This window comes from Mycobacterium shunyiense (assembly GCF_058270035.1).
The window spans coordinates 16118-35152 of the sequence record NZ_JBZDPT010000002.1; the positions used below are offsets into that span (position 1 = coordinate 16118).

The 19035-nt window shown below is 64.4% G+C and carries 16 protein-coding genes; 14 read left to right on the top strand and 2 right to left on the bottom strand.

Going from position 1 to position 19035, the window contains the following annotated elements; all coding sequences use genetic code 11:
* Positions 1-59 precede the first annotated feature (59 nt).
* Complete coding sequence (locus AC4ELS_RS02095) at positions 60-650, bottom strand: HdeD family acid-resistance protein (RefSeq protein WP_064887235.1); 591 nt, start codon at positions 648-650, stop codon at positions 60-62.
* 207 nt (positions 651-857) lie between these two features.
* On the opposite strand from AC4ELS_RS02095, the gene AC4ELS_RS02100 reads away from it, so the two are divergent.
* From AC4ELS_RS02100 to AC4ELS_RS02135, 8 genes are read left to right on the top strand one after another with little or no spacing between them, the layout of a single operon-like run.
* Positions 858-1745: an ABC transporter substrate-binding protein gene (locus AC4ELS_RS02100; RefSeq protein WP_064958663.1), complete on the top strand. Its 888-nt coding sequence runs from the start codon at positions 858-860 to the stop codon at positions 1743-1745.
* Positions 1746-1752: 7 nt separating this feature from the next.
* Positions 1753-2658 carry an amino acid ABC transporter permease gene (locus tag AC4ELS_RS02105; protein ID WP_064887237.1) on the top strand — a complete coding sequence of 302 codons (906 nt, stop codon included), beginning with the start codon at positions 1753-1755 and terminating at the stop codon, positions 2656-2658.
* Between the two features lie 17 nt (positions 2659-2675).
* Positions 2676-3428, top strand: coding sequence for an amino acid ABC transporter ATP-binding protein (locus AC4ELS_RS02110; RefSeq protein WP_064887265.1), 753 nt, complete (start codon positions 2676-2678; stop codon positions 3426-3428).
* A gap of 10 nt (positions 3429-3438) precedes the next feature.
* A complete protein-coding gene (locus AC4ELS_RS02115) occupies positions 3439-4290 on the top strand; it encodes a sulfurtransferase (protein ID WP_499045601.1) in 852 nt (283 codons plus the stop codon).
* Positions 4291-4350: 60 nt separating this feature from the next.
* Positions 4351-5505, top strand: coding sequence for a MacS family sensor histidine kinase (macS, locus tag AC4ELS_RS02120; protein WP_064887239.1), 1155 nt, complete (start codon positions 4351-4353; stop codon positions 5503-5505).
* Positions 5505-6155 carry a response regulator gene (locus AC4ELS_RS02125; protein WP_499045604.1) on the top strand — a complete coding sequence of 217 codons (651 nt, stop codon included), beginning with the start codon at positions 5505-5507 and terminating at the stop codon, positions 6153-6155. The genes macS and AC4ELS_RS02125 overlap by 1 nt, the downstream gene beginning before the upstream one ends.
* A gap of 43 nt (positions 6156-6198) precedes the next feature.
* On the top strand, positions 6199-7980 hold the full coding sequence (locus AC4ELS_RS02130) for a DUF2339 domain-containing protein (RefSeq protein ID WP_499045607.1): 1782 nt from the start codon (positions 6199-6201) through the stop codon (positions 7978-7980).
* Between the two features lie 59 nt (positions 7981-8039).
* A complete protein-coding gene (locus AC4ELS_RS02135) occupies positions 8040-8525 on the top strand; it encodes a Dps family protein (RefSeq protein WP_064887242.1) in 486 nt (161 codons plus the stop codon).
* Here AC4ELS_RS02135 and AC4ELS_RS02140 read toward each other — a convergent pair.
* A complete protein-coding gene (locus AC4ELS_RS02140) occupies positions 8522-9850 on the bottom strand; it encodes an adenylate/guanylate cyclase domain-containing protein (RefSeq protein WP_413784950.1) in 1329 nt (442 codons plus the stop codon). The two genes, AC4ELS_RS02135 and AC4ELS_RS02140, sit on opposite strands and share 4 nt — an antisense overlap.
* Before the next feature lie 181 nt (positions 9851-10031).
* Here AC4ELS_RS02140 and AC4ELS_RS02145 point away from each other — a divergent pair, with 181 nt between their 5' ends.
* The 6 genes from AC4ELS_RS02145 to AC4ELS_RS02170 all read left to right on the top strand — a co-directional run bounded on the left by AC4ELS_RS02145 (position 10032) and on the right by AC4ELS_RS02170 (position 19020).
* Positions 10032-11069, top strand: coding sequence for a hypothetical protein (locus AC4ELS_RS02145; RefSeq protein WP_499045610.1), 1038 nt, complete (start codon positions 10032-10034; stop codon positions 11067-11069).
* A gap of 9 nt (positions 11070-11078) precedes the next feature.
* Positions 11079-11864 (top strand): hypothetical protein, encoded by a 786-nt coding sequence (locus AC4ELS_RS02150; protein WP_499045613.1) that lies wholly within the window; start codon positions 11079-11081, stop codon positions 11862-11864.
* A 493-nt stretch (positions 11865-12357) separates the two neighbouring features.
* The gene (locus AC4ELS_RS02155) at positions 12358-12768 is read left to right on the top strand and encodes an MmpS family transport accessory protein (RefSeq protein ID WP_082448958.1); all 411 of its coding nucleotides are present in this window, start codon (positions 12358-12360) and stop codon (positions 12766-12768) included.
* Complete coding sequence (locus AC4ELS_RS02160; RefSeq protein ID WP_499045615.1) at positions 12765-15674, top strand: MMPL/RND family transporter; 2910 nt, start codon at positions 12765-12767, stop codon at positions 15672-15674. The genes AC4ELS_RS02155 and AC4ELS_RS02160 overlap by 4 nt, the downstream gene beginning before the upstream one ends.
* Positions 15675-15714: 40 nt before the next feature.
* Positions 15715-18582 carry an MMPL/RND family transporter gene (locus tag AC4ELS_RS02165; protein WP_498883266.1) on the top strand — a complete coding sequence of 956 codons (2868 nt, stop codon included), beginning with the start codon at positions 15715-15717 and terminating at the stop codon, positions 18580-18582.
* Positions 18583-18681: 99 nt separating this feature from the next.
* Complete coding sequence (locus AC4ELS_RS02170; protein ID WP_064887245.1) at positions 18682-19020, top strand: hemophore-related protein; 339 nt, start codon at positions 18682-18684, stop codon at positions 19018-19020.
* Positions 19021-19035: the final 15 nt, after the last annotated feature.

The window sequence follows — 19035 nt, forward strand, 5'->3', positions numbered from 1 at the left end:
CAATCTACGACGGAGTGTAGTAGAAGGTCGCGGGCCAGGCGCCGACCGTGACCGGTGTCTTACGTCACCGGAGGCGCCTGGTGTGAGATTGCCGCGTGGAGTTTCTTGGCCTCGCTACGGATTGCGAAGGCGGAGATCACTTCGAATACGCCGACGACGATGAGGATGATGCCGGTGACCTGAGCGAGGGCGACCAGCCCCTCCATGGGGGCGACGAACATGATGATGCCGGCGATCACGCTGATGATGCCGATGATGATCTCCCAGACCCGCCCGGGCAGCGAGGGATCGCCGATGGCCGACATCGTCGTTGCGACACCGCGGAAGATGAACCCGACACCGATCCAGATCGCCAGCAGTTCGAACGAATTCTGCAGGCTGACGAAACAGAGCACGGCCAGCACGAGTGCCGCGGCGCCACCGATGAACAGCAATACCCGCCCACCGACCGAGGACCGGATGCTGAACGCCAGGACGAGCTGCGAGATACCGGTGATCAACAGGTAGGCGGCGAAGAAGATCGCGGCAACCAGAATGGTGATCCCGGGCCAGACCAACGCCAGGACGCCGAGGATGACGGCGAGAATTCCCGAAACCAGCGTCGATTTCCACAGATGTGGCAACAAGCTTGGGGCAGCAGTGGTTTCCATGCAGGCAGTTTGACACAAACGTAGATGTAGATCGCGGTTTTTGCGTTACGGCTGTGGTGTCGCAGCCTGGTAGTTAAGGTTCCGTTACCGGCGCTGCATCCCCGGCCCGCGGCCGTTAACCTCTTCGTTTTGGAACAGCCCGACCGCAGCCGCAGACAGAGAAATGAGGCAACCGTGACAGTTGGATGTCGTCCCCGACGAAGCAAGATGTGGCGTTTCGCGGTGGTGGTCGCCGCCAGCGGCGCACTCGCGATGTCGGGCTGCGCGAACAACACCGAATCCGGTGGGTCGGAAACCAAATCGACGACGGCGGCAAAGGTTGAAAAAGTCGACTCGATCGCCAATTCGGTGCCCGAGCCGATCAAGTCGAGCGGCAAGCTGGTCATCGGGACGGATCCGACGTACCCGCCCAACGAATTCAAAGATCCCGCGGGCAAGATCATCGGCTTCGATGTCGATTTGATGAATGCGATCGCCGCCACTCTGGGCCTCACCCCGGAGTACCGGGCGTCCCTGTTCGACAAGATCATCCCGTCGGTGCAGGGCGGGAACTACAACGTCGGCATGTCGTCGTTCACCGACTCGAAGAAGCGTGAAGAGCAGGTTGACTTCGTGACCTACTTCAATGCGGGTTCATCGTGGGCGCAGAAGGTCGGTGCCGGGATCAACCCCGACGATGCCTGCGGTTTGAAGATCGCAGTGCAGACGGCAACGGTGCAGGACACCGAGGAAATGCCGGCCCGTAGCAAGAAGTGTGTCGACGCGGGCAAGCCCGCCATCAACGTCATCAAGTTCGACGATCAGACCGCCGCCACCAGCGCGGTGATGCTCGGCCAAGCCGACGCCATGTCGGCGGATTCGCCGGTGACGGCGTATGCGATCAAGCAGAGCAACGGGAAACTCGAAGCCGCAGGGGACATCTTCGACTCGGCTCCGTACGGCTGGGCGGTCCAGAAGGGTTCGCCGCTGGCAGCGTCGCTGCAACAGGCGCTTCAGCACCTGATCGACAACGGTGCGTACAAGCAGGTGGCCACGAACTGGGGCGCGGAGAAGGGGATGATCGAGAAGCCGGTCATCAACGGTGCGACCAGCTGAGCCGCCGATGAGTGATGAATCCTCGCCGGCCGCCATCGACGCCGTCCCGCTGAGACATCCATGGCGTTGGGTGGCGGCGATCCTCATCCTCGTCCTGATCGGGCTGTTCCTTTGGGGCGCTGCGACCAACGAGGCGTACGGGTGGGAGACGTACGGCAAGTACCTCTTCGATCAACGCATCTCGCAAGCTGCCTGGAACACGCTGCAACTGACCATCTATTCGATGATCCTGGCGCTCGTGCTGGGTGTGCTCCTCGCGGTGATGCGGTTGTCACCGAATCCGGTACTCAAAGCGGTGTCCTGGACCTACCTGTGGATCTTCCGCGGCACCCCGATCTATGTTCAGTTGGTGCTGTGGGGCCTGGTCCCGGTGATCTACAGGAACATTCAGATCGGCGTCCCGTTCGGCCCGAAGCTTTTCGAGTTCACTCTGTCTGACCCGAATGTGTTCTGGCTGGCGGTTCTCGGCCTGGGTCTCAACGAGGCCGCGTATATGGCGGAGATCATCCGGGCGGGCATCAACTCAGTGCCCGAAGGGCAGACGGAAGCCTCGGTGGCGCTTGGCATGTCATGGACCATGACGATGCGACGTACGGTGCTTCCCCAGGCCATGCGGGTCATCATCCCGCCGACCGGCAACGAGTTCATCAGCATGCTGAAGACGACCTCGCTGGTCACCGCGATCCCGTACAGCTTCGAGTTGTACGGCCGCTCAAAAGATATCGGCGTGGATCTGTTTCAGCCGGTCCCGCTGCTGCTGGTGGCGTCCACCTGGTATCTGGCGATCACCAGCATTCTGATGGTCGGGCAGTACTACCTCGAGCGGCACTACGCACGTGGTGCGTCGCGCAAGTTGACCTCCAAGCAGCTGCAGGCCCTGGCCAACGCCCAGATGGGAGAGCCACATCCATGACCGCCGCAGCCGAACCGATGGTGCGGGCCGAGAGTGTCTGCAAGAACTTCGGTGCCCTGCACGTCCTGAAGGGCGTCACGTTGGACGTCAGCAGGGGTGAGGTGTTGTGCATGGTCGGGCCGTCGGGCTCGGGCAAGTCGACGTTCCTGCGGTGTATCAACCATCTCGAGCAGGTCAACGCGGGCCGCCTCTACGTCGACGGGGAGCTGATCGGGTATCGCGAACGGGGCGGCAAGCTGCACGAGATGGCTCCGCGGGACGCCGCCCGGCAGCGCCGGGACATCGGCATGGTGTTCCAGCACTTCAACCTGTTCCCGCACCGCACTGCCTTGGAGAACATCATCGAGGCGCCCATGCGCGTCAAGCGGGTGAAGAAGGACGCCGCGCTGGCCCGCGCCAAGGATCTGCTCGACCAGGTGGGTTTGGCCGCCAAGGCCGACGCTTATCCCGCACAGCTGTCTGGTGGGCAGCAGCAGCGGGTGGCCATTGCCCGGGCGCTGGCGATGAATCCGAAGCTGATGCTGTTCGACGAGCCAACCTCGGCGCTGGATCCCGAGCTCGTCGGGGAGGTCCTGGCGGTGATCAAGAAACTTGCCGGCGAGGGCATGACCATGGTCGTGGTCACGCACGAGATGGGTTTCGCCCGTGAGGTCGCCGACAAGTTGGTGTTCATGGACGGCGGCGTCATCGTGGAGAGCGGAAATCCCCGCGAGGTGATGGCCAACCCCAAACATGAACGCACAAAGGAGTTTCTGTCGAAGGTGATGTAGCGTCGACTGTGTGGCTTCCACACGTGAAGACGTCTTCGTCACGGCCGGTGACCTTCGCGAGCGCATCGCCTCCGGGGGTCCCGTCACCGTGCTGGACGTGCGATGGTCGCTGGCCGAGCCCGACGGTGAACAGGCCTATCTGAGCGGCCATCTGCCCGCCGCGGTCTATGTCTCGCTGGATGGGGAGCTGACGGACCACCGCGTCGCCGGTCGGGGTCGCCATCCGCTGCCGTCCGGATCTGACCTGCAGGCGGCAGCGCGTCGTTGGGGCGTGCGCAAGGGGGCGCCCACCGTGGTCTACGACGACTGGAACCGCGCCGGGTCTGCCCGGGCCTGGTGGGTGCTGACCGCGGCCGGCATCGACGACGTCCGCATTCTCGACGGTGGCCTGGCTGCCTGGACAGCGGCTGGCGGGGCGCTACAGAGCGGCCCGGTCACGCCGGCGCCCGGTGACATCGACGTCGTCCATGGCGATCTGTATCGCGGTGCCCGGCGCACTCTCACCGCAGAAGAGGCGGGGTCCGGGATCGGTGTGCTGATTGACGCTCGGGCACCCGAGCGGTTCCGCGGGGACGTCGAGCCCATCGACCCAGTGGCCGGGCACATCCCCGGGGCGGTCAATCTGCCGAGTACCCAGTTCCTTTCCTCAGACGGCACATTGGCTGCGGACGCCCAACTGCAGGCGTTACTCGCAGATCACTCAGCCGCGGGCGCGGACGTCGGTGCCTACTGTGGCTCCGGGGTCACCGCGGCGCTCGCGGTGGCCGGGATGGCTGCCGCCGGGGTGGATGCGGCGCTGTATCCCGGGTCATGGTCGGAGTGGGCGTCGGATCCGGCGCACCCCGTGGCCCGGGGTGAGTAGCAGCGCCGACGCGCGACATCGGTGCTCCGCGGCGCCGGTCGGCGACTTTATGCTGAGCCAATGCAGCGCAGCCCGGACCCGGTCACCCCGTTGTGGCGTGCCGCCCAGATCTTCCGGTTGCTGAGTTGCCTGTACGCGCTGGGTTTTCAGATCGCGATCAACGATGACCTGACCAGTCCGGTGGTGGCCGGCGGGCTGTGTGCGGTGCTGATCGTGTGGAGCGTTGTGTGTGCGATTGCCTACCTGCAGGGGTTCGGCCGTCGTCCGTCGTGGGTGATTGCGGAGGTCGTGGTCGTTCTTGCCCTCATGCTCTCGACCGAACTGGTGGCGTCCGAGCACTGGATCGCGGACAACCAGTCCTGGCCCACCACGTTGTGGGCGACGAACGCCACCATTTCGGCGGCCCTGCAATTCGGCCCGGTCGGAGGGATGGGAGCTGGGCTGGCGGTGATGGCCGCCGCCGCTGCGTTGAAGGGCTACGTCAGTATCAATCTCGGGCGCAACGCCACCATCGTCATCGAACTCGCCGTGGGTCTTGCGGTAGGGATGGCTGCGCAGACCGCACGCCGGGCTCATGCCGAGTTGGAGCGTGCGGTGCGGTTGGCGGCTTCGCTGGAGGAACGGGAACGGTTGTCCCGGCGGGTGCACGACGGCGCCATTCAGGTGTTGGCGCTGGTTTCGCGGCGGGGTCGCGAAATCGGTGGAGAGACAGCTCAATTGGCCGAACTGGCCGGGGAACAGGAGCGTGCGTTGCGCAGGTTGGTCAGCGCACCCGATCCGGAGGTTCACACCGGCGGGGTCACCGACATCGGCGCGCTTCTACGGTCCAGGGCCTCTGATCGAATTTCGGTCAGTCTGCCGGCCGAACCCGTGCTGCTGGACCACGATGCCGCGCACGAATTGTTCGCTGCCGCAGGCAATGCCTTGGACAACGCCGCCGCACACGCCGGACCTGACGCCCGGGTTTTCGTGCTGCTTGAGGATCTCGGCGAATCGGTGACGGTGAGTATTCGCGACGACGGGATCGGTATCGGCGACGGACGACTGGCCGAAGCAGTCCGCGAAGGTCATGTCGGTATCTCGAAATCGATTGTGGGACGCATGGATTGGCTGGGCGGTCAGGCGCAGCTGAACACCGCACCCGGATGTGGCACGGAATGGGAGCTTACGCTGCCCCGCTCTTCGGGCCGTGACTCCGTCGAGAAGGGACAGTGATGACCGAGACCGCATTGAAGGTGATGGTCGTCGATGACCACCCGATCTGGCGCGACGCGGTGGCACGCGACCTCGCCGACGAGGGATTCGATGTCGTGGCCACCGCCGACGGGGTGGCTTCGGCGCGGAGACGGGCCGGTGTGGTACTGCCTGACGTGGTGGTGATGGACATGAGCCTTTCCGACGGCAGTGGCGCCACGGCCACCGCGGAGGTGCTCACCGTGTCGCCGTCGTCGCGGGTGCTGGTACTTTCCGCCTCGGACGAGCGCGATGACGTTCTTGAGGCGGTGAAAGCGGGGGCCACCGGTTATCTGGTGAAGAGCGCGTCGAAAGCCGAACTGACCGCCGCGGTACGGGCTACCGCGGAGGGGCGCGCAGTGTTCACCCCAGGGTTGGCCGGACTGGTGCTCGGTGAGTACCGGCGTATCGCCCAACGCCCGGAGGACGGCCCGACGCCCAGCCTGACCGAGCGGGAGACCGAGGTGCTGCGATTTGTGGCAAAGGGATTGACGGCCAAGCAGATTGCGACGCGCCTGTCCCTGAGTCACCGCACGGTGGAGAATCACGTCCAGGCGACGTTCCGTAAGTTGCAGGTCGCCAACCGCGTCGAATTGGCCCGCTACGCCATCGAACACGGCCTCGACACGTAGTCCTACTCATCCGGGCGGCCGCATTTGTTGCCACCATGACCGCATGAGCGAATCTCATCGGGTCGTGATCGCCCGGATGTCGTCTGACCTGGCCGCGATCTCGGCGTACATGAACCGGGTGTCGACGGATCTGGGGGAGCTGAGTCGAAGGCTGGATCAGGTCCCGGTGGCCGTGCCGCCCCCGGTCCCTGCCGCGGCGCCGATCGCTTGGCCCGTCGCATCCGCTCCGGTGCCGGTGCCGCCGCCGAGGTCTGAGCCCACGTTCGGCCCGGAGCGCTCCGAAGGCTGGATCGGCAAGGCGCTCGCGGTAGCGGGAGTGGCCGTGACGCTCACCGGTGTGGTGCTGCTGCTGGTGCTGGCCGCGCAGGCCGGTCTTCTGCGACCGGAGTTCCGGGTGGCCGCAGGAGCCGTTCTGGCCGCTGGACTGGTCGGCGCCGGATGGTGGCTTCATCGTCGGCCGGGTGGCCGGGTGGGGGCCATCGCGTTGGCCGCGACCGGTGTTGCCGCCGCGTACATCGACGTGATCGCGGTGACAACGGTCTATGAGTGGGTTGCGGCGCCGATCGGTCTTCTGGTTGCCGCCGCAGTCGGTGGTGGCGGCCTGATGCTGGCACGGCGGTGGAACTCCGAACAGCTGGGCTTGTTGGTGCTGGTGCCGCTGATCGCCCTGGCGCCCTTCGTCACCGACGGGGTGACCCACCTGCTGATCGGATTCATGCTGGCTCTGTCGGCTGCCGCACTCCCGGTGCAGTTCGGCCGGGACTGGACCGGGTTGTACGCCGCGCGTGTCGCCGCGGCCACGTTGCCGTTGTTGATGGCACTCGCGGCCGCCGCAATCGATGGACGGACCGATGTCCTGCTCGCGCCGGCCTGCGGGCTCGCTGCAGTGCTGGCGTTGGCGGGCGGGCTGCTGGTGCTGCGGTGGACCACCAAGCCGTCGGCGACGGCCGTTCTGACGGCGTGCGGCGTTCTTCCCGTGCTGTGCGTGGCGGGCGGCGTCGACCGCGTTATCGCGGCCCTCATGGCGGCGGCGTTGGCAACCGCCCTCGTGGCGATCGTGGCCTTCGGCGACCGCATTCCGGGGGTGGTCGTGGTGGTCCGCCAGATCTGGGCGGTACTCGCGGCTGCGGCTGCTCTGATTGCGGTGCTGGTGGCCTTCGAAGGACCGGTGGCAGGCCCGGTGCTGTTGGCGATGGCCACGGTGGTCGCCCTCGCGGGGCGCCACGCCGGTGTCGCGCGGTCGATTGCCCTCGGGTTGGCCGCGGTCGGGGGCATGATCTATCTCGATTCCGCCGGGCCCGACATCTTGGTTAGTGCCACCAAAATGTCTGCAGGGCTTACGGTTTCGGTGTTGATCGGCAGCGTCCTGGCGATCGCGGCGGCGGCCGCGGTCTCGTGGGCGTGGTCGTCCGAGGGTGCCGCGGATCAGGAGTTGCTCCGGCTGGTGTGGGCAGTGGCGGGTCTCGTGGCCGGATATGCGCTGACGGTGTTCGCCGTGACGGCCGGTGTCGCAGTCGGCGGCATCGAGGCGGGCTTCTTCGGCGGTCACATGGTGGCGACGATCTGCTGGATCGCGGTCGCGGCCGGCCTGCTCGGCTACGCGGCGCGGCGCCCCAAGGCGCAGCGGTCCCTGCCGATCGGCGGAGGCATGGCGCTCGTCGCGGCGGCCATGACCAAGCTGTTCCTGTTCGACCTAGGGACCCTGGCCGGAATCTTCCGGGTGGCGGTATTCATCGTGGTCGGGTTGGCGCTGCTGGGAATGGGGGCGGGGTATGCACGCCTGCTCAATCAGCAGGACCAGGCGGCCGACCAGCAGTCTGTGTGAACGTGCTCACATCTCGACTAATCTGGAGTGATTCCAGATTATGGACCGTTGTAACTGGCATGAGTACACGTCGAATCGAATCCGATATCCAGGGATACCAGGCCGCGCCCGAGCTCAGCGGCTACCTGCAGCAGGTGCTGGTCGACTTGATCGAGCTCGGCATCCAGGGCAAGCAGGCGCATTGGAACGTCGTCGGCACGAACTTCCGGGACCTACATCTGCAGCTCGACGAGCTCGTCGATTTCGCCAGGGAAGGCAGCGATACGGTCGCAGAACGGATGCGCGCACTGGACGCCGTGCCCGACGGTCGGTCGGACACTGTCGTGGCCGGCACCACGTTGCCGGAGTTCCCCGCCTATGAGCGCAGCACTGCTGAGGTGGTCGACCTCGTGACCACGCGGATCTATGCAACCGTGGAGACGATGCGCGGGGTGCACGACGAGGTCGACGCGCACGACCCGACCACCGCCGACATCCTGCACCAGTTGATCGATGGTCTGGAAAAGCTGGCATGGCTGATCAAGTCGGAGAACCGCAAGGTTTAGCCATCGCCCGGCGGCTCGACCGAGGCGGCACGCATCGGACCGGCGACCTCCAGCCGGGCGCGTGCCGCTTCGTCGTCGCGGCGTCCGACCAGATACCAGGTGTGCATGAGGCCCTTGCCCTTGATCTCGACGTCACCGCGCTCCTCGAGCACGAACGCGTGGCTGATCCGGTCATAAACGTTCTGCGGCACCTGAATTCGGCCGGCCACGTCGGTGGTTTCCATTCGTGATGCGACGTTGACCGCGTCGCCCCAGACGTCGTAGAAGAACTTGCGTGCCCCGACCACCCCGGCCACCACGGGTCCGGCGGCCAGGCCGATCCGCAACGGCACCGCGCGTCCCTGGGGGTCCTTGAGGTCGGCTACGGCGTCGGCCAGATCGAGCGCCAAACAGGCGAGTGCTTCGATGTGATCGGTGCGCGGCTTGGGCACGCCTGCCACCACCATGTACGAATCACCGCTGGTCTTCACCTTCTCCAGACCATGGCGGTCCACCAGTGCATCGAGGTCGGTGTACAGGACGTCCAGGAAGCGCACCAGATCGGTGGGGGTGAGGTCACTGGCCCGCTCGGTGTAGCCGGCGATGTCGGCGAACAGGATCGAGGCGTCGTCGTACTTGTCGGCGATGATCGTGCGTGAAGGCTCCTTGAGTCGCTGGGCGATGGTGGCCGGCAGGATATTGGCCAGCAGTTGCTCGGATCGTTGATATTCGTCTTCCATCGCCTGTTCGGCCCGGGCGATCTCGCGTAACGACATCCAGACTGTGGCAAACACCATTACTCCGGCTGAGACCGCTGAAAGGACGAAGCCCGCCGTCATTGCCCACGGGGGCCCCAGCCCGCGGTCTTTGGGGGCCAGGACCTCGAGCACGATCGCGGCGGCGACCGCCAGTGCCGTCAGCACCCCCGCCAGGACGATGCGCTCGATTCCCAGCACCAGGACCGCCAGTGAGGCGGCCACCACGAAGTAGAACTGCAGTCCTGAACCGGTCCCGACGGCAAAGCACATAGTCGACACCGACACGTAGGCGAACAGGAAGAACGCGAGCGGTGCGATCAGTTCACCGAACCGGTACAACAGCGGCACTAGCAGGAACAACGCGGCGGATCCGAGGTTGACGAACCCGAACCGCCACATCGGCCCGCCGAGGATCAGTTGAAATACGCCGAATCCACCGGATACCGCGGCCGCGATCCACGTCGCAATCGTCAACACCCGCAGTCGGCTCGACACGCTCTCCGCGTAGTGCCGAGTGCGGGCCGGAACGCGGTTGCTCAACGCCATCTCAGGTATGCACACCGATCGGCGGAACTCGCTGACCACCACGGACAAAGGGTATCGCCGCAGACCACCGGATTGGCCGACATTGACGCGGCCGCTATTTCGAATCGTTGTCCAGCAAATCCGACGAAATGCCGGTATGTCACAATGGGAACTTGTTCCAGTGCGCGCGGCCGTCGTGCCGCCGATCTCTTTTGGGGGGGATCTCGAGGTGGATCGGTCATGGGTGCGTAACACCGCTGCCGGCTGTGCGATCGCGTGTGGCGCCATGGTGGTCGGACCTGGCATGACCGGCACCGGTGTGGCTTCGGCGCATCTGTTCGGGATCGACATCCACGACCTCTTCGACCACAAGAAGAAGAACAAGAAGTCCGGTCCCGCGGCGGCCAAGTTGGGTCCGCAGCGTGGCGGCGGAGTCAAGAATTCCGGTGGCAGTCTCGGCGGGCCGCGGGCTTCCAGCGGCTCCAAGCCCGAGTCAAAGGTCGGGACCACCAAGACCGGGACCACCAAGACCGGGGCCACCAGCTCCGCGACCACCAAGACCGGGGCCACGACAGTGGGCGCCGGTGAGGCTCCGGCGACGGCGGCCCGCTCGGGAACATTCGCCGAATCGCCGCAGTCGGCCCGCGTCGACACGACCGGACAGGCGCCGTCGGCGGTCCTGTCGGGTGGGACCGCCCAGGCACCCACCGCGGCCGTCACCGGCGGCACGAGTCAGGCCCCTTCAGCTGTCGTGTCGGGCGGTGGCGGAGGAGGCGGAGCCGCGGGGGCGCCGACCAATGGCAACCTCGGCCGGGCCCCGGGCCTCGCGCCGGTGCCGACGGCTCCGAGCAGTCGCACGATCGTCATCCGATCGACCCCGCCCAAGCTTCCCGCCGCGCCGGCTCCGGCGATCGCTGCACCCGCCGCCCCGGTCGCTCCGGCTCCGGTGGTGGCCCCTCCCGCTCCCGTCATCGCGGTCCCGGCGCCCGCGGCCCCGCCGGCAGGGGTGCCGGCGGCAGGCCCGAGTGCGCCGGCCATTCCGGTTCCGCGGTCCGAACCACCAGTGGCACAGCCGCTTTCGGTGCCTGCGGTGCCCGAATCCTTCCGGCTCGGATACGCCGATTATCTGCGTACGGCCAGCACCAGTGATCTGCTGTTCGCGGTGCTGCCCGGACTCGCCGGCATGCTGTTGATGACGGCCGCCGGGGGAGCGGTGGGAGTCCGGCAGGCACGCGCGGCGCAGACACTTCCGTCACCCCAGATCGCTCGTTTCCTGCCGTAGCGGCATCGCGTGACACGCGGCGCGCATGACCGCAGACATTCTGCTGCGGTGGTGTACCGGATCGGTCCACTGGTCTGGCTGTTCACTGCCGCAGCCGTCGCCTCCGTCGTCGGGGGACTACTCGTAGTGGTTGGTTGGGCCCGCGGAGAACTGTCGGGCTCACCTTGGGCCGCGCTGGTGGGTGTCCTGTTGATGGCGGCGGGATTCGGGGCCGTCGCCTTCCGCTGCGCGTCACGCGGTGAACCGCGGCGTGAACCGCCGGATGAGCCGTCCGACACCATGCTGGAGGTTCGTCATCCGCTCGGTCTGGTGTTCTGGCTCTTCGCCGCTTTGGCCGCCGTTGTCCTTGCGCTGACGGCCTCGGGCGTGGCTGGTTTCGTTCGGAGAGCGATACAGCACGGCGGTCTCGACCGGTCCGACACGACGGGGTTGGCGGCCGTCGGGGTGACTGTGGTCGCAGCGACGGCGTTGGTGGGGATGGTTTCGATGGCCGTCGCGATACCCGCGCGAATCATCGGGTCCTATGGGCGCACCCACCTCTGGCTGTCGCGCGAAGGGATCGGCTATGCCACAACTTCCGATGACGACCCGGGTTTCCGGCCATGGGACAGCGTCACGGCCGTCAGCTATTCGTCCCGCGATGCCCGCGGCGTGGTGTACAGCCACGTGTGGACAATCCGCACCAGCAACCCGCGATTGCACATCAGCGTGGTGTACCCCGCAGGTGCGGTGCCCCGGCCCCGCACCATCCGTCAGGCCATCCGCGACGTTGCGCCGGCCGTTCAGGTGAGCTGAGGGTCGTCGGCGGCTGTCGGTCGTGAGTGGGTTCCAGACGTGTGCTTCTATGGATTCATCGCCGCCAGACAGTTTGCGTCGACTGTCCTGCAGCAATGGCATATTTCGTGGTCCATTCTGGCCGGATTCATAGCTAGTTCCTAGTTGGGGGAGCGGGTCGGCAGTGCCCGGAAGTGGTATTGATCGGCGGTGCCGGTTGGTGTGCCACCGGCGTGGCTTCACGGGTGATTGTCAAGGCGTTGAACCGATTCCGGCTATCTGACCCGTTTGCGCCATATTGACGCACCGGCATGGTTTACTCTTCGGGATCGGTTGCGCTCATCGAGGGGCGCCGCACGTTTGCGGGAGCTTCGTGCAGGGTCAGGCCTGGGATGCCACCGCATCCGAGGCTCGATCGTTCGCATCCGATCTGCAAATGCATGTTTGAGCACCCGCAGGGTGCCGGCACGGAAGACAGTCGGAGGAACTCGCGATTTTCAGGATCCTGAAGCGGCTGTGGATTCCGCTGGTGCTGGTGGTGGTGGGGGTCGCAGGCGGATTTACCGTGTCGCGATTGCATGGCGTCTTCGGCAGCCAGAGCCGTCCCGCGTACACCAGCGCCGAGCGCGAGGAGAAGCGGCCCCACGACCCCAAGCACCTGGTTTACGAGGTATTCGGCCCTCCTGGGACGTTGGCGACCATCAGCTATTTCGACGCCGATGCCGAGCCGAAACTCATCAGGGATGCGCCGCTGCCATGGTCGATGGACTTCCCGATCTCCGACGCGACGGCGATGGGAAACATCTCCGCTCAAGGCAATACTGACTCGATCGGATGCCGCATCCTCGTCGGCGACGAGGTGAAGGACGAGAAGGTCCGGACTGGCGTGAGTGCCTTCACCTTCTGTCAGCTGAAGGCCGCATGAGTACAGCCAACGACCCCAGCGAACCCATCACCGAGCCGTTGCCGATAAGTAAGCGCCCGCCGTTCGTCGCACGGATGGTCCGCGTGCTGTCAGTGCCGATCATCCTGGGATGGTTGGCGATCACCGTCATCCTGAGCGTCGCCGTGCCTTCGCTCGAGCAGGTGGAGAAAGAGCACGCGGTAGCGATGGATCCCATCGCTGCACCGTCGTTCGAGGCTATGCAGCGCATGGGGCAGCTGTTCGGCGAAGCCGGTTCGGGCGCTGTCGCGATGATCGTCCTGGAGGGCGATCAACCCCTCGGCGACGCTGCGCACAGCTATTACGACGAATTGGTTCGTCAGTTGAAGGCCGACACCACGCATGTGGTGCACGTCCAGGACTTCTGGGGCGACCCGATGACCCAGGGCGCTGCGCAGAGTGTCGACGGCAAGGCCACGTACGTGCAGGTGACTCTCACCAGCAACCAGGACATCTCGGCGGTCAAGTCCGTCGAGGCGATGCGCGCGATCGTGGACCGGATACCGGCGCCGCAGGGAGTCAAGACCTATGTCACGGGGCCGGCGGCATTCGCCGCCGATCTGGGTCCGGCCGGCAACCGGACGGTGGGGCTGGTCACCTCGTTGAGCCTCACGGTCATCTTCGTGATGTTGCTGCTCGTCTATCGGTCGATCATCTCCGTCATTCTCATGCTGATCGTTGTCGGCATCGAATTGACGGTGGCCCGAGGGGTTGTGGCGTTTCTCGGCAGTCTCGGCGTCATCGGTATCACGACATTTGTCGTCAATCTGCTCGTGGCGCTCGCGATCGCGGCGGGAACCGACTACGGCATCTTCTTCACGGGGCGCTACCAGGAGGCGCGCCAGGCCGGCGAGGACAAAGAGGTGGCGTTCTATACGACGTTCAGCAGCGTCGCGAAGGTGGTCGTCGGTTCCGGCATGACGATCGCCGGGGCGATTCTCTGCCTGCATTTCACCCGTCTGCCGGTCTATCAGACTCTCGGCGTTCCCACGGCTGTGGGCATGGCTGCCGCCGTGTTGGTGGCCGTCACACTCGTCCCCGCAGTCATCGCCGTGGGTAGCCGCTTCGGGCTGTTCGAACCGAAGCGGAAGCTCACCACCCGTCGGTGGCGCAAGGTGGGCACTGCGGTCGTCCGGTGGCCCGGGCCCATTCTCATCGCGACGTGCGCGGTCTCGCTCATCGGTCTGCTGGCGCTTCCCGCGTACAAACCGAGCTACAACGACCAGAATTACATCCCGCAGGACATCCCCGCCAACGTGGGTTATGCGGCGGCGACGCGACATTTTCCCCAGTCATTGATGATGGCGCCCGACATTCTGTTGGTCGAGGCCGACCACGACATGCGGAATCCGATCGACTTTCTGGTCTTGAACAAACTGGCCAAGGGTGTGCAATCCGTGCCCGGAGTCGCCATGGTCCAGGCGCCGACCCGTCCCGCCGGCGAGCCACTCAAACACTCGACGATTCCGTTCATGCTCAGCATGAGCAATGCGTCTCAAACCCATTTGATGCCGTTCCAGAAGGATCGAATGGAAGACCTTTTGGTGCAGGCCGACGACATGACGAAAACGATCGCCATCGTCAAGCGCATGCAAGCTCTGACGGAGGAGATGGTCAGCACCACGCATCAGATGGTCGCGGATACCCACGAGCTGCAAACTGTGACCAATCAACTGCGCGATCACGTTGCGAACTTCGACGATTTCTTCCGACCGATCCGGAACTACTTCTACTGGGAACCGCACTGCTACACGATTCCCATATGTTCGTCGATCAGAGGTGTTTTCGACACGCTCGACGGGATTGACCAAATCACCGTCAAGATGGTCAGCCTGGTGAACAACCTTGATCAACTCGACGCGATTCTGCCGCAGTTGGCCGCTCAGTTTCCGGTGATGATCTCGACCATGGAATCCACCCGAACCATGATGCTGACGATGCACAGCACCATGTCCGGGATCATGGATCAAATGGCGACGTCGAACGACAACGCCACCGCGATGGGCAAGGCATTCGACGCTGCCCAGAACGACGACTCTTTCTATCTGCCTCCGGAAGTCTTCGAGAACAAGGACTTCCAGCGCGTCATGGACATCTTCCTGTCACCGGACGGGAAAGCGGCCCGCATGCTCATCACCCAGCGAGGCGACCCGGCAACGACTGAGGGCATGTCGCTGGTCGACCCGATCGAAACCGCGGCCGAAGAAGCGCTCAAGGGCACGCCGCTGCAAAATGCCTCGATCTATCTCACAGGCACCGCAGCGTCAGTGAAAGATCTGGTCGAAGCGTCCAAATACGATCTGCTGATCGCGGCTGTTGCCGCACTCTGCCTCATTTTCGGCATCATGCTCGTGGTGACGCGGAGTTTCGTCGCCGCACTTGTCATCGTCGGCACGGTGGCGCTTTCACTGGGCGCGGCCTTCGGGCTTTCCGTGCTCATCTGGCAGCACATCCTCGGTATGCCTTTGAACTGGGTGGTGCTGGCGATGTCCGTGATCGTTCTGTTGGCGGTGGGTTCCGATTACAACCTGCTGCTGGTGTCCCGGATGAAAGAGGAGATCGGCGCCGGGATCAACACCGGCATCATCCGGGCAATGGGCGGCAGCGGCAAGGTGGTGACGGCTGCCGGCCTGGTGTTCGCGTTCACGATGTTGGTGATGGTCGTCAGTGACCTGGTCACGATCGGGCAGTTGGGTGCCACCATCGGCGTCGGGCTGTTGTTCGACACCTTGGTGGTACGCGCGTTCATGACGCCGGCGATCGCCGCGCTGCTGGGGCGGTGGTTCTGGTGGCCGCAACGGGTGCATCCACGGCCGCTCAGTGCAACAGGACGCCCGTCGGGCCGGGGCCAGCTTGTGCGGTCGATCCTGCAGAGAGAAGAGCGCTGACAGCCATGAATGCGTCTTCCTTCTGTGCGGTGAAAGCCGCATGAGCAGTAGGCACACAAGCGACCGGCCGCCGTTGATCGCACGAGTGATCTATCGGCTGTCGGTGCCGATCATTCTCGGCTGGCTGGCGATCATCGCCGTCGTCACCTTCGCTGTTCCGTCATTGGAACAAGTCGGGCGGGAAAGCTCTGTATCGCTGGTCCCCAAAGATGCGCCGTCGTTTCAGGCGATGCAGCGCATGGGGCAGGTGTTCGGCGAATCCGATTCCGACAGCGTCGCGATGATCGTCCTGGAGGGAGACAAACCCCTCGGTGAGGATGCGCACCGGTACTACGACGACTTGGTTCGCCAGCTGCGAGCCGATACGAAACATGTGCAGCACGTTCAGGATTACTGGGGGGACTCACTCACCGCATCAGGTGTCGAGAGTGCCGATGATCTGAGTGTCTACGTCCAGCTGAATCTCGCGGGTAACCAGGGCCAGGCCCTGGCCAACGAATCTGTGGAAGCGGTCCGGGACATCGTGGCGGGGACGGCCCCGCCGCCGGGCGTGAAGGCCTACGTCACGGGTCCTTCCCCGTTGATCACCGACATGAACCACGCCGGTGATACGTCGATCATGAAGATCACGCTGGTGACGCTGGTGGTGATCTGCACGATGCTGCTTTTCGTGTACCGCTCGGTCATCACCGTTGTTCTCCTTCTGGCCATGGTCGGGATCCAGGTGCAGGCGGCGCGGGGAGTCGTCGCATTCCTCGGCGACCACCAGGTTCTGGGGCTGTCGACATTCGCGGTGAATCTCCTGGTATCGCTCGGAATCGCGGTCGGCACCGATTACGGAATCTTCTTCATCGGGCGATATCACGAGGCACGTCAAGCCGGCGAAGACCGCGAAACCGCGTTCTACACCACCTATCGCAGCGTTGCGAAAGTGGTTGTGGCCTCAGGTCTGACGATTGCCGGAGCCATTTACTGTCTGAGCTTCACCCGGCTGCCGTACTTCGAGACGATGGGCATTCCGTCCGCCATAGGAATGGCGGTTGCCGTCGCGGTGGCCGTCACGCTGGTTCCGGCCGTCATCGCCGTCGGCGGCCGGTTCGGGCTGTTCGAACCGAAGCGGAAGCTCATGGTCCGCCGGTGGCGGGGAGTCGGCACGGCGGTGGTCCGATGGCCGGTGCCGATTCTTGCCGGGGCTTGCGCGGTGGCGTTTGTCGGTCTTCTCGCCCTGCCTGGCTATCAGACCAGCTACGACGACCGGCTGTATGTGCCCCAGGACATCCCGGCCAATGTCGGATATGCGGCCGCCGAGCGTCATTTCCCCGAATCGCGGATGACGCCAGACATCCTGATGCTCGAAGCCGACCACGATATGCGCAACCCGACAGATTTCTTGGTTCTGCACAAGCTGGCCAAGAAGATCTTCGCGGTCCCCGGGATTGCCACGGTGCAGAGCATCACCCGGCCAGAGGGCAGCCCGATCGAGCGCACGTCGATACCGTTTCAGATCAGCCTGCAGAGCGCCGGCCTCCGACAGATCGTGCCGTTCGCGAAAGATCGCATGAATGGCATGTTGAAGCAGGCGGACGACATGCAGAGAATGATCACTCAGATGGAGGGCACTCACAATCTGATGAAGTTGATCGGCTCGATCACCCACAACACGGTCGAGGTGACCGGGGAGACTGCCGAACTTACTGACGATCTGATGGCCACCGTTTCAAATTTCGACGACTTCTTCCGGCCGCTTCGCAATTACCTGTATTGGGAAGGCCACTGCTACGACATTCCCATTTGCTTCGCCATTCGATCGGTGTTCGACGCGCTTGACAGCACCGACCAGCTCAGCCTTCAGATGCACAAACTTCTCGACAACTTGGTGAAAGTCGACGGATTACAGGCGCAGCTTGTCACTCAATTGCCGCCGATGATCGAGATCATGAAGTCAATGCGAGCCATGATGCTGACAATGCACAGCACCATGTCCGGAATGATCGCGATCATGGATGAGACGACGTCGAATGCCAGCGCGATGGGCAAGATCTACGACGGCGCCCAGAACGACGACTCGTTTTATCTGCCCCCGGAAGTGTTCGAGAACAAGGACTTCCAACGGGCGATGAGCCTGTTCTTCTCGCCCGACGGGAAGGCCGTCCGGCTGATCCTCACGCACCGGGGTGATCCCGGAACTCCTGAGGGCATCTCGCGGGTTGATGCTGTGCGGACGGCAGCGGAAGAGGCGATCAAGGTGACGCCGCTGCAGAACGCTTCCATCCACCTCGCCGGAACCGCTGCGACATACAAAGATCTGCGAGACGGGTCGAAATTCGACCTCTTGATCGCGGGTGTCGCGGCGCTCTGCCTGATCTTCGGCATCATGCTGGTGGTGACGCGGAGTTTCGTCGCCGCACTGGTCATCGTCGGTACGGTGGCGCTTTCGCTCGGTGCGGCGTTCGGGCTTTCGGTACTGGTCTGGCAGCACATTCTCGGCATCGAACTGCACTGGCTCGTCTTGGCGATGTCGGTGATCGTCCTGTTGGCGGTGGGTTCCGACTACAACCTGCTGTTGGTGTCGCGCATGAAAGAGGAGGTCGGCGCCGGGATCAACACGGGCATCATCCGAGCCATGGGCGGCACCGGCAAGGTGGTGACGACCGCGGGCCTGGTGTTCGCGTTCACGATGTTGTCGATGGTGGTCAGTGATCTGCGCATCATCGGGCAGGTGGGTTCGACCATCGGTCTGGGTTTGTTGTTCGACACCCTGGTGGTACGTGCATTCATGACACCGGCAATCGCAGCCCTGCTCGGGCGCTGGTTCTGGTGGCCACTGCGGGTCCGTCAGCGGCCCTCCAGTGCGGTTCTGGGCCCGGTCACGGCGCCTGCTGACCGACTGGTCAAGCAGGAGGCCTGATTTCACGCTGTGGTCGAGCTGGGCAAAGCATGGGTGAGATCCGCCCAGGCCGATTACAGTCGGAATGGTCGGGAGCAATGGTAGGGAGGAAGTTTGAATATGTTCCGTCTGTCGTTGACCAGACTGGCCGTCGGGCTCGGCGGCCTGGCTCTGTCGTTGACCGCCGGGGCCGGGATCGCGTCCGCGGGGCCGAACCTGGATTCGGCCATCAACACGACGTGCACGTACCCGCAGTTGGTGTCGGCGCTCGATGCGCAGGATCCGCAAGTCCGGATGGCATTCGATCAATCGCCGATACTGCAGCGTGGCTTGCGTGAGTTCATCGCCGACGCGCCGGCCAAGCGGGCCAAGACAGCGCAGGATGTGGCGAACGCTCCGATGTTCCAGCCGTACCTCGGCACCATCGAACAAGCCTTCAACACCTGCAACAACTTCTGATCTGAAGTCGGTGCC

What these genes read in the sequence shown, in the direction of transcription:
- AC4ELS_RS02095 (WP_064887235.1), bottom strand. Translation starts at nt 650, where the DNA reads ATGGAAACCACTGCTGCCCCAAGCTTGTTGCCACATCTGTGGAAATCG.
- AC4ELS_RS02100 (WP_064958663.1), top strand. Translation starts at nt 858, where the DNA reads ATGTGGCGTTTCGCGGTGGTGGTCGCCGCCAGCGGCGCACTCGCGATG.
- AC4ELS_RS02105 (WP_064887237.1), top strand. Translation starts at nt 1,753, where the DNA reads ATGAGTGATGAATCCTCGCCGGCCGCCATCGACGCCGTCCCGCTGAGA.
- AC4ELS_RS02110 (WP_064887265.1), top strand. Translation starts at nt 2,676, where the DNA reads ATGGTGCGGGCCGAGAGTGTCTGCAAGAACTTCGGTGCCCTGCACGTC.
- macS (WP_064887239.1), top strand. Translation starts at nt 4,351, where the DNA reads ATGCAGCGCAGCCCGGACCCGGTCACCCCGTTGTGGCGTGCCGCCCAG.
- AC4ELS_RS02125 (WP_499045604.1), top strand. Translation starts at nt 5,505, where the DNA reads ATGACCGAGACCGCATTGAAGGTGATGGTCGTCGATGACCACCCGATC.
- AC4ELS_RS02130 (WP_499045607.1), top strand. Translation starts at nt 6,199, where the DNA reads ATGAGCGAATCTCATCGGGTCGTGATCGCCCGGATGTCGTCTGACCTG.
- AC4ELS_RS02135 (WP_064887242.1), top strand. Translation starts at nt 8,040, where the DNA reads ATGAGTACACGTCGAATCGAATCCGATATCCAGGGATACCAGGCCGCG.
- AC4ELS_RS02160 (WP_499045615.1), top strand. Translation starts at nt 12,765, where the DNA reads ATGAGTACAGCCAACGACCCCAGCGAACCCATCACCGAGCCGTTGCCG.
- AC4ELS_RS02165 (WP_498883266.1), top strand. Translation starts at nt 15,715, where the DNA reads ATGAGCAGTAGGCACACAAGCGACCGGCCGCCGTTGATCGCACGAGTG.
- AC4ELS_RS02170 (WP_064887245.1), top strand. Translation starts at nt 18,682, where the DNA reads ATGTTCCGTCTGTCGTTGACCAGACTGGCCGTCGGGCTCGGCGGCCTG.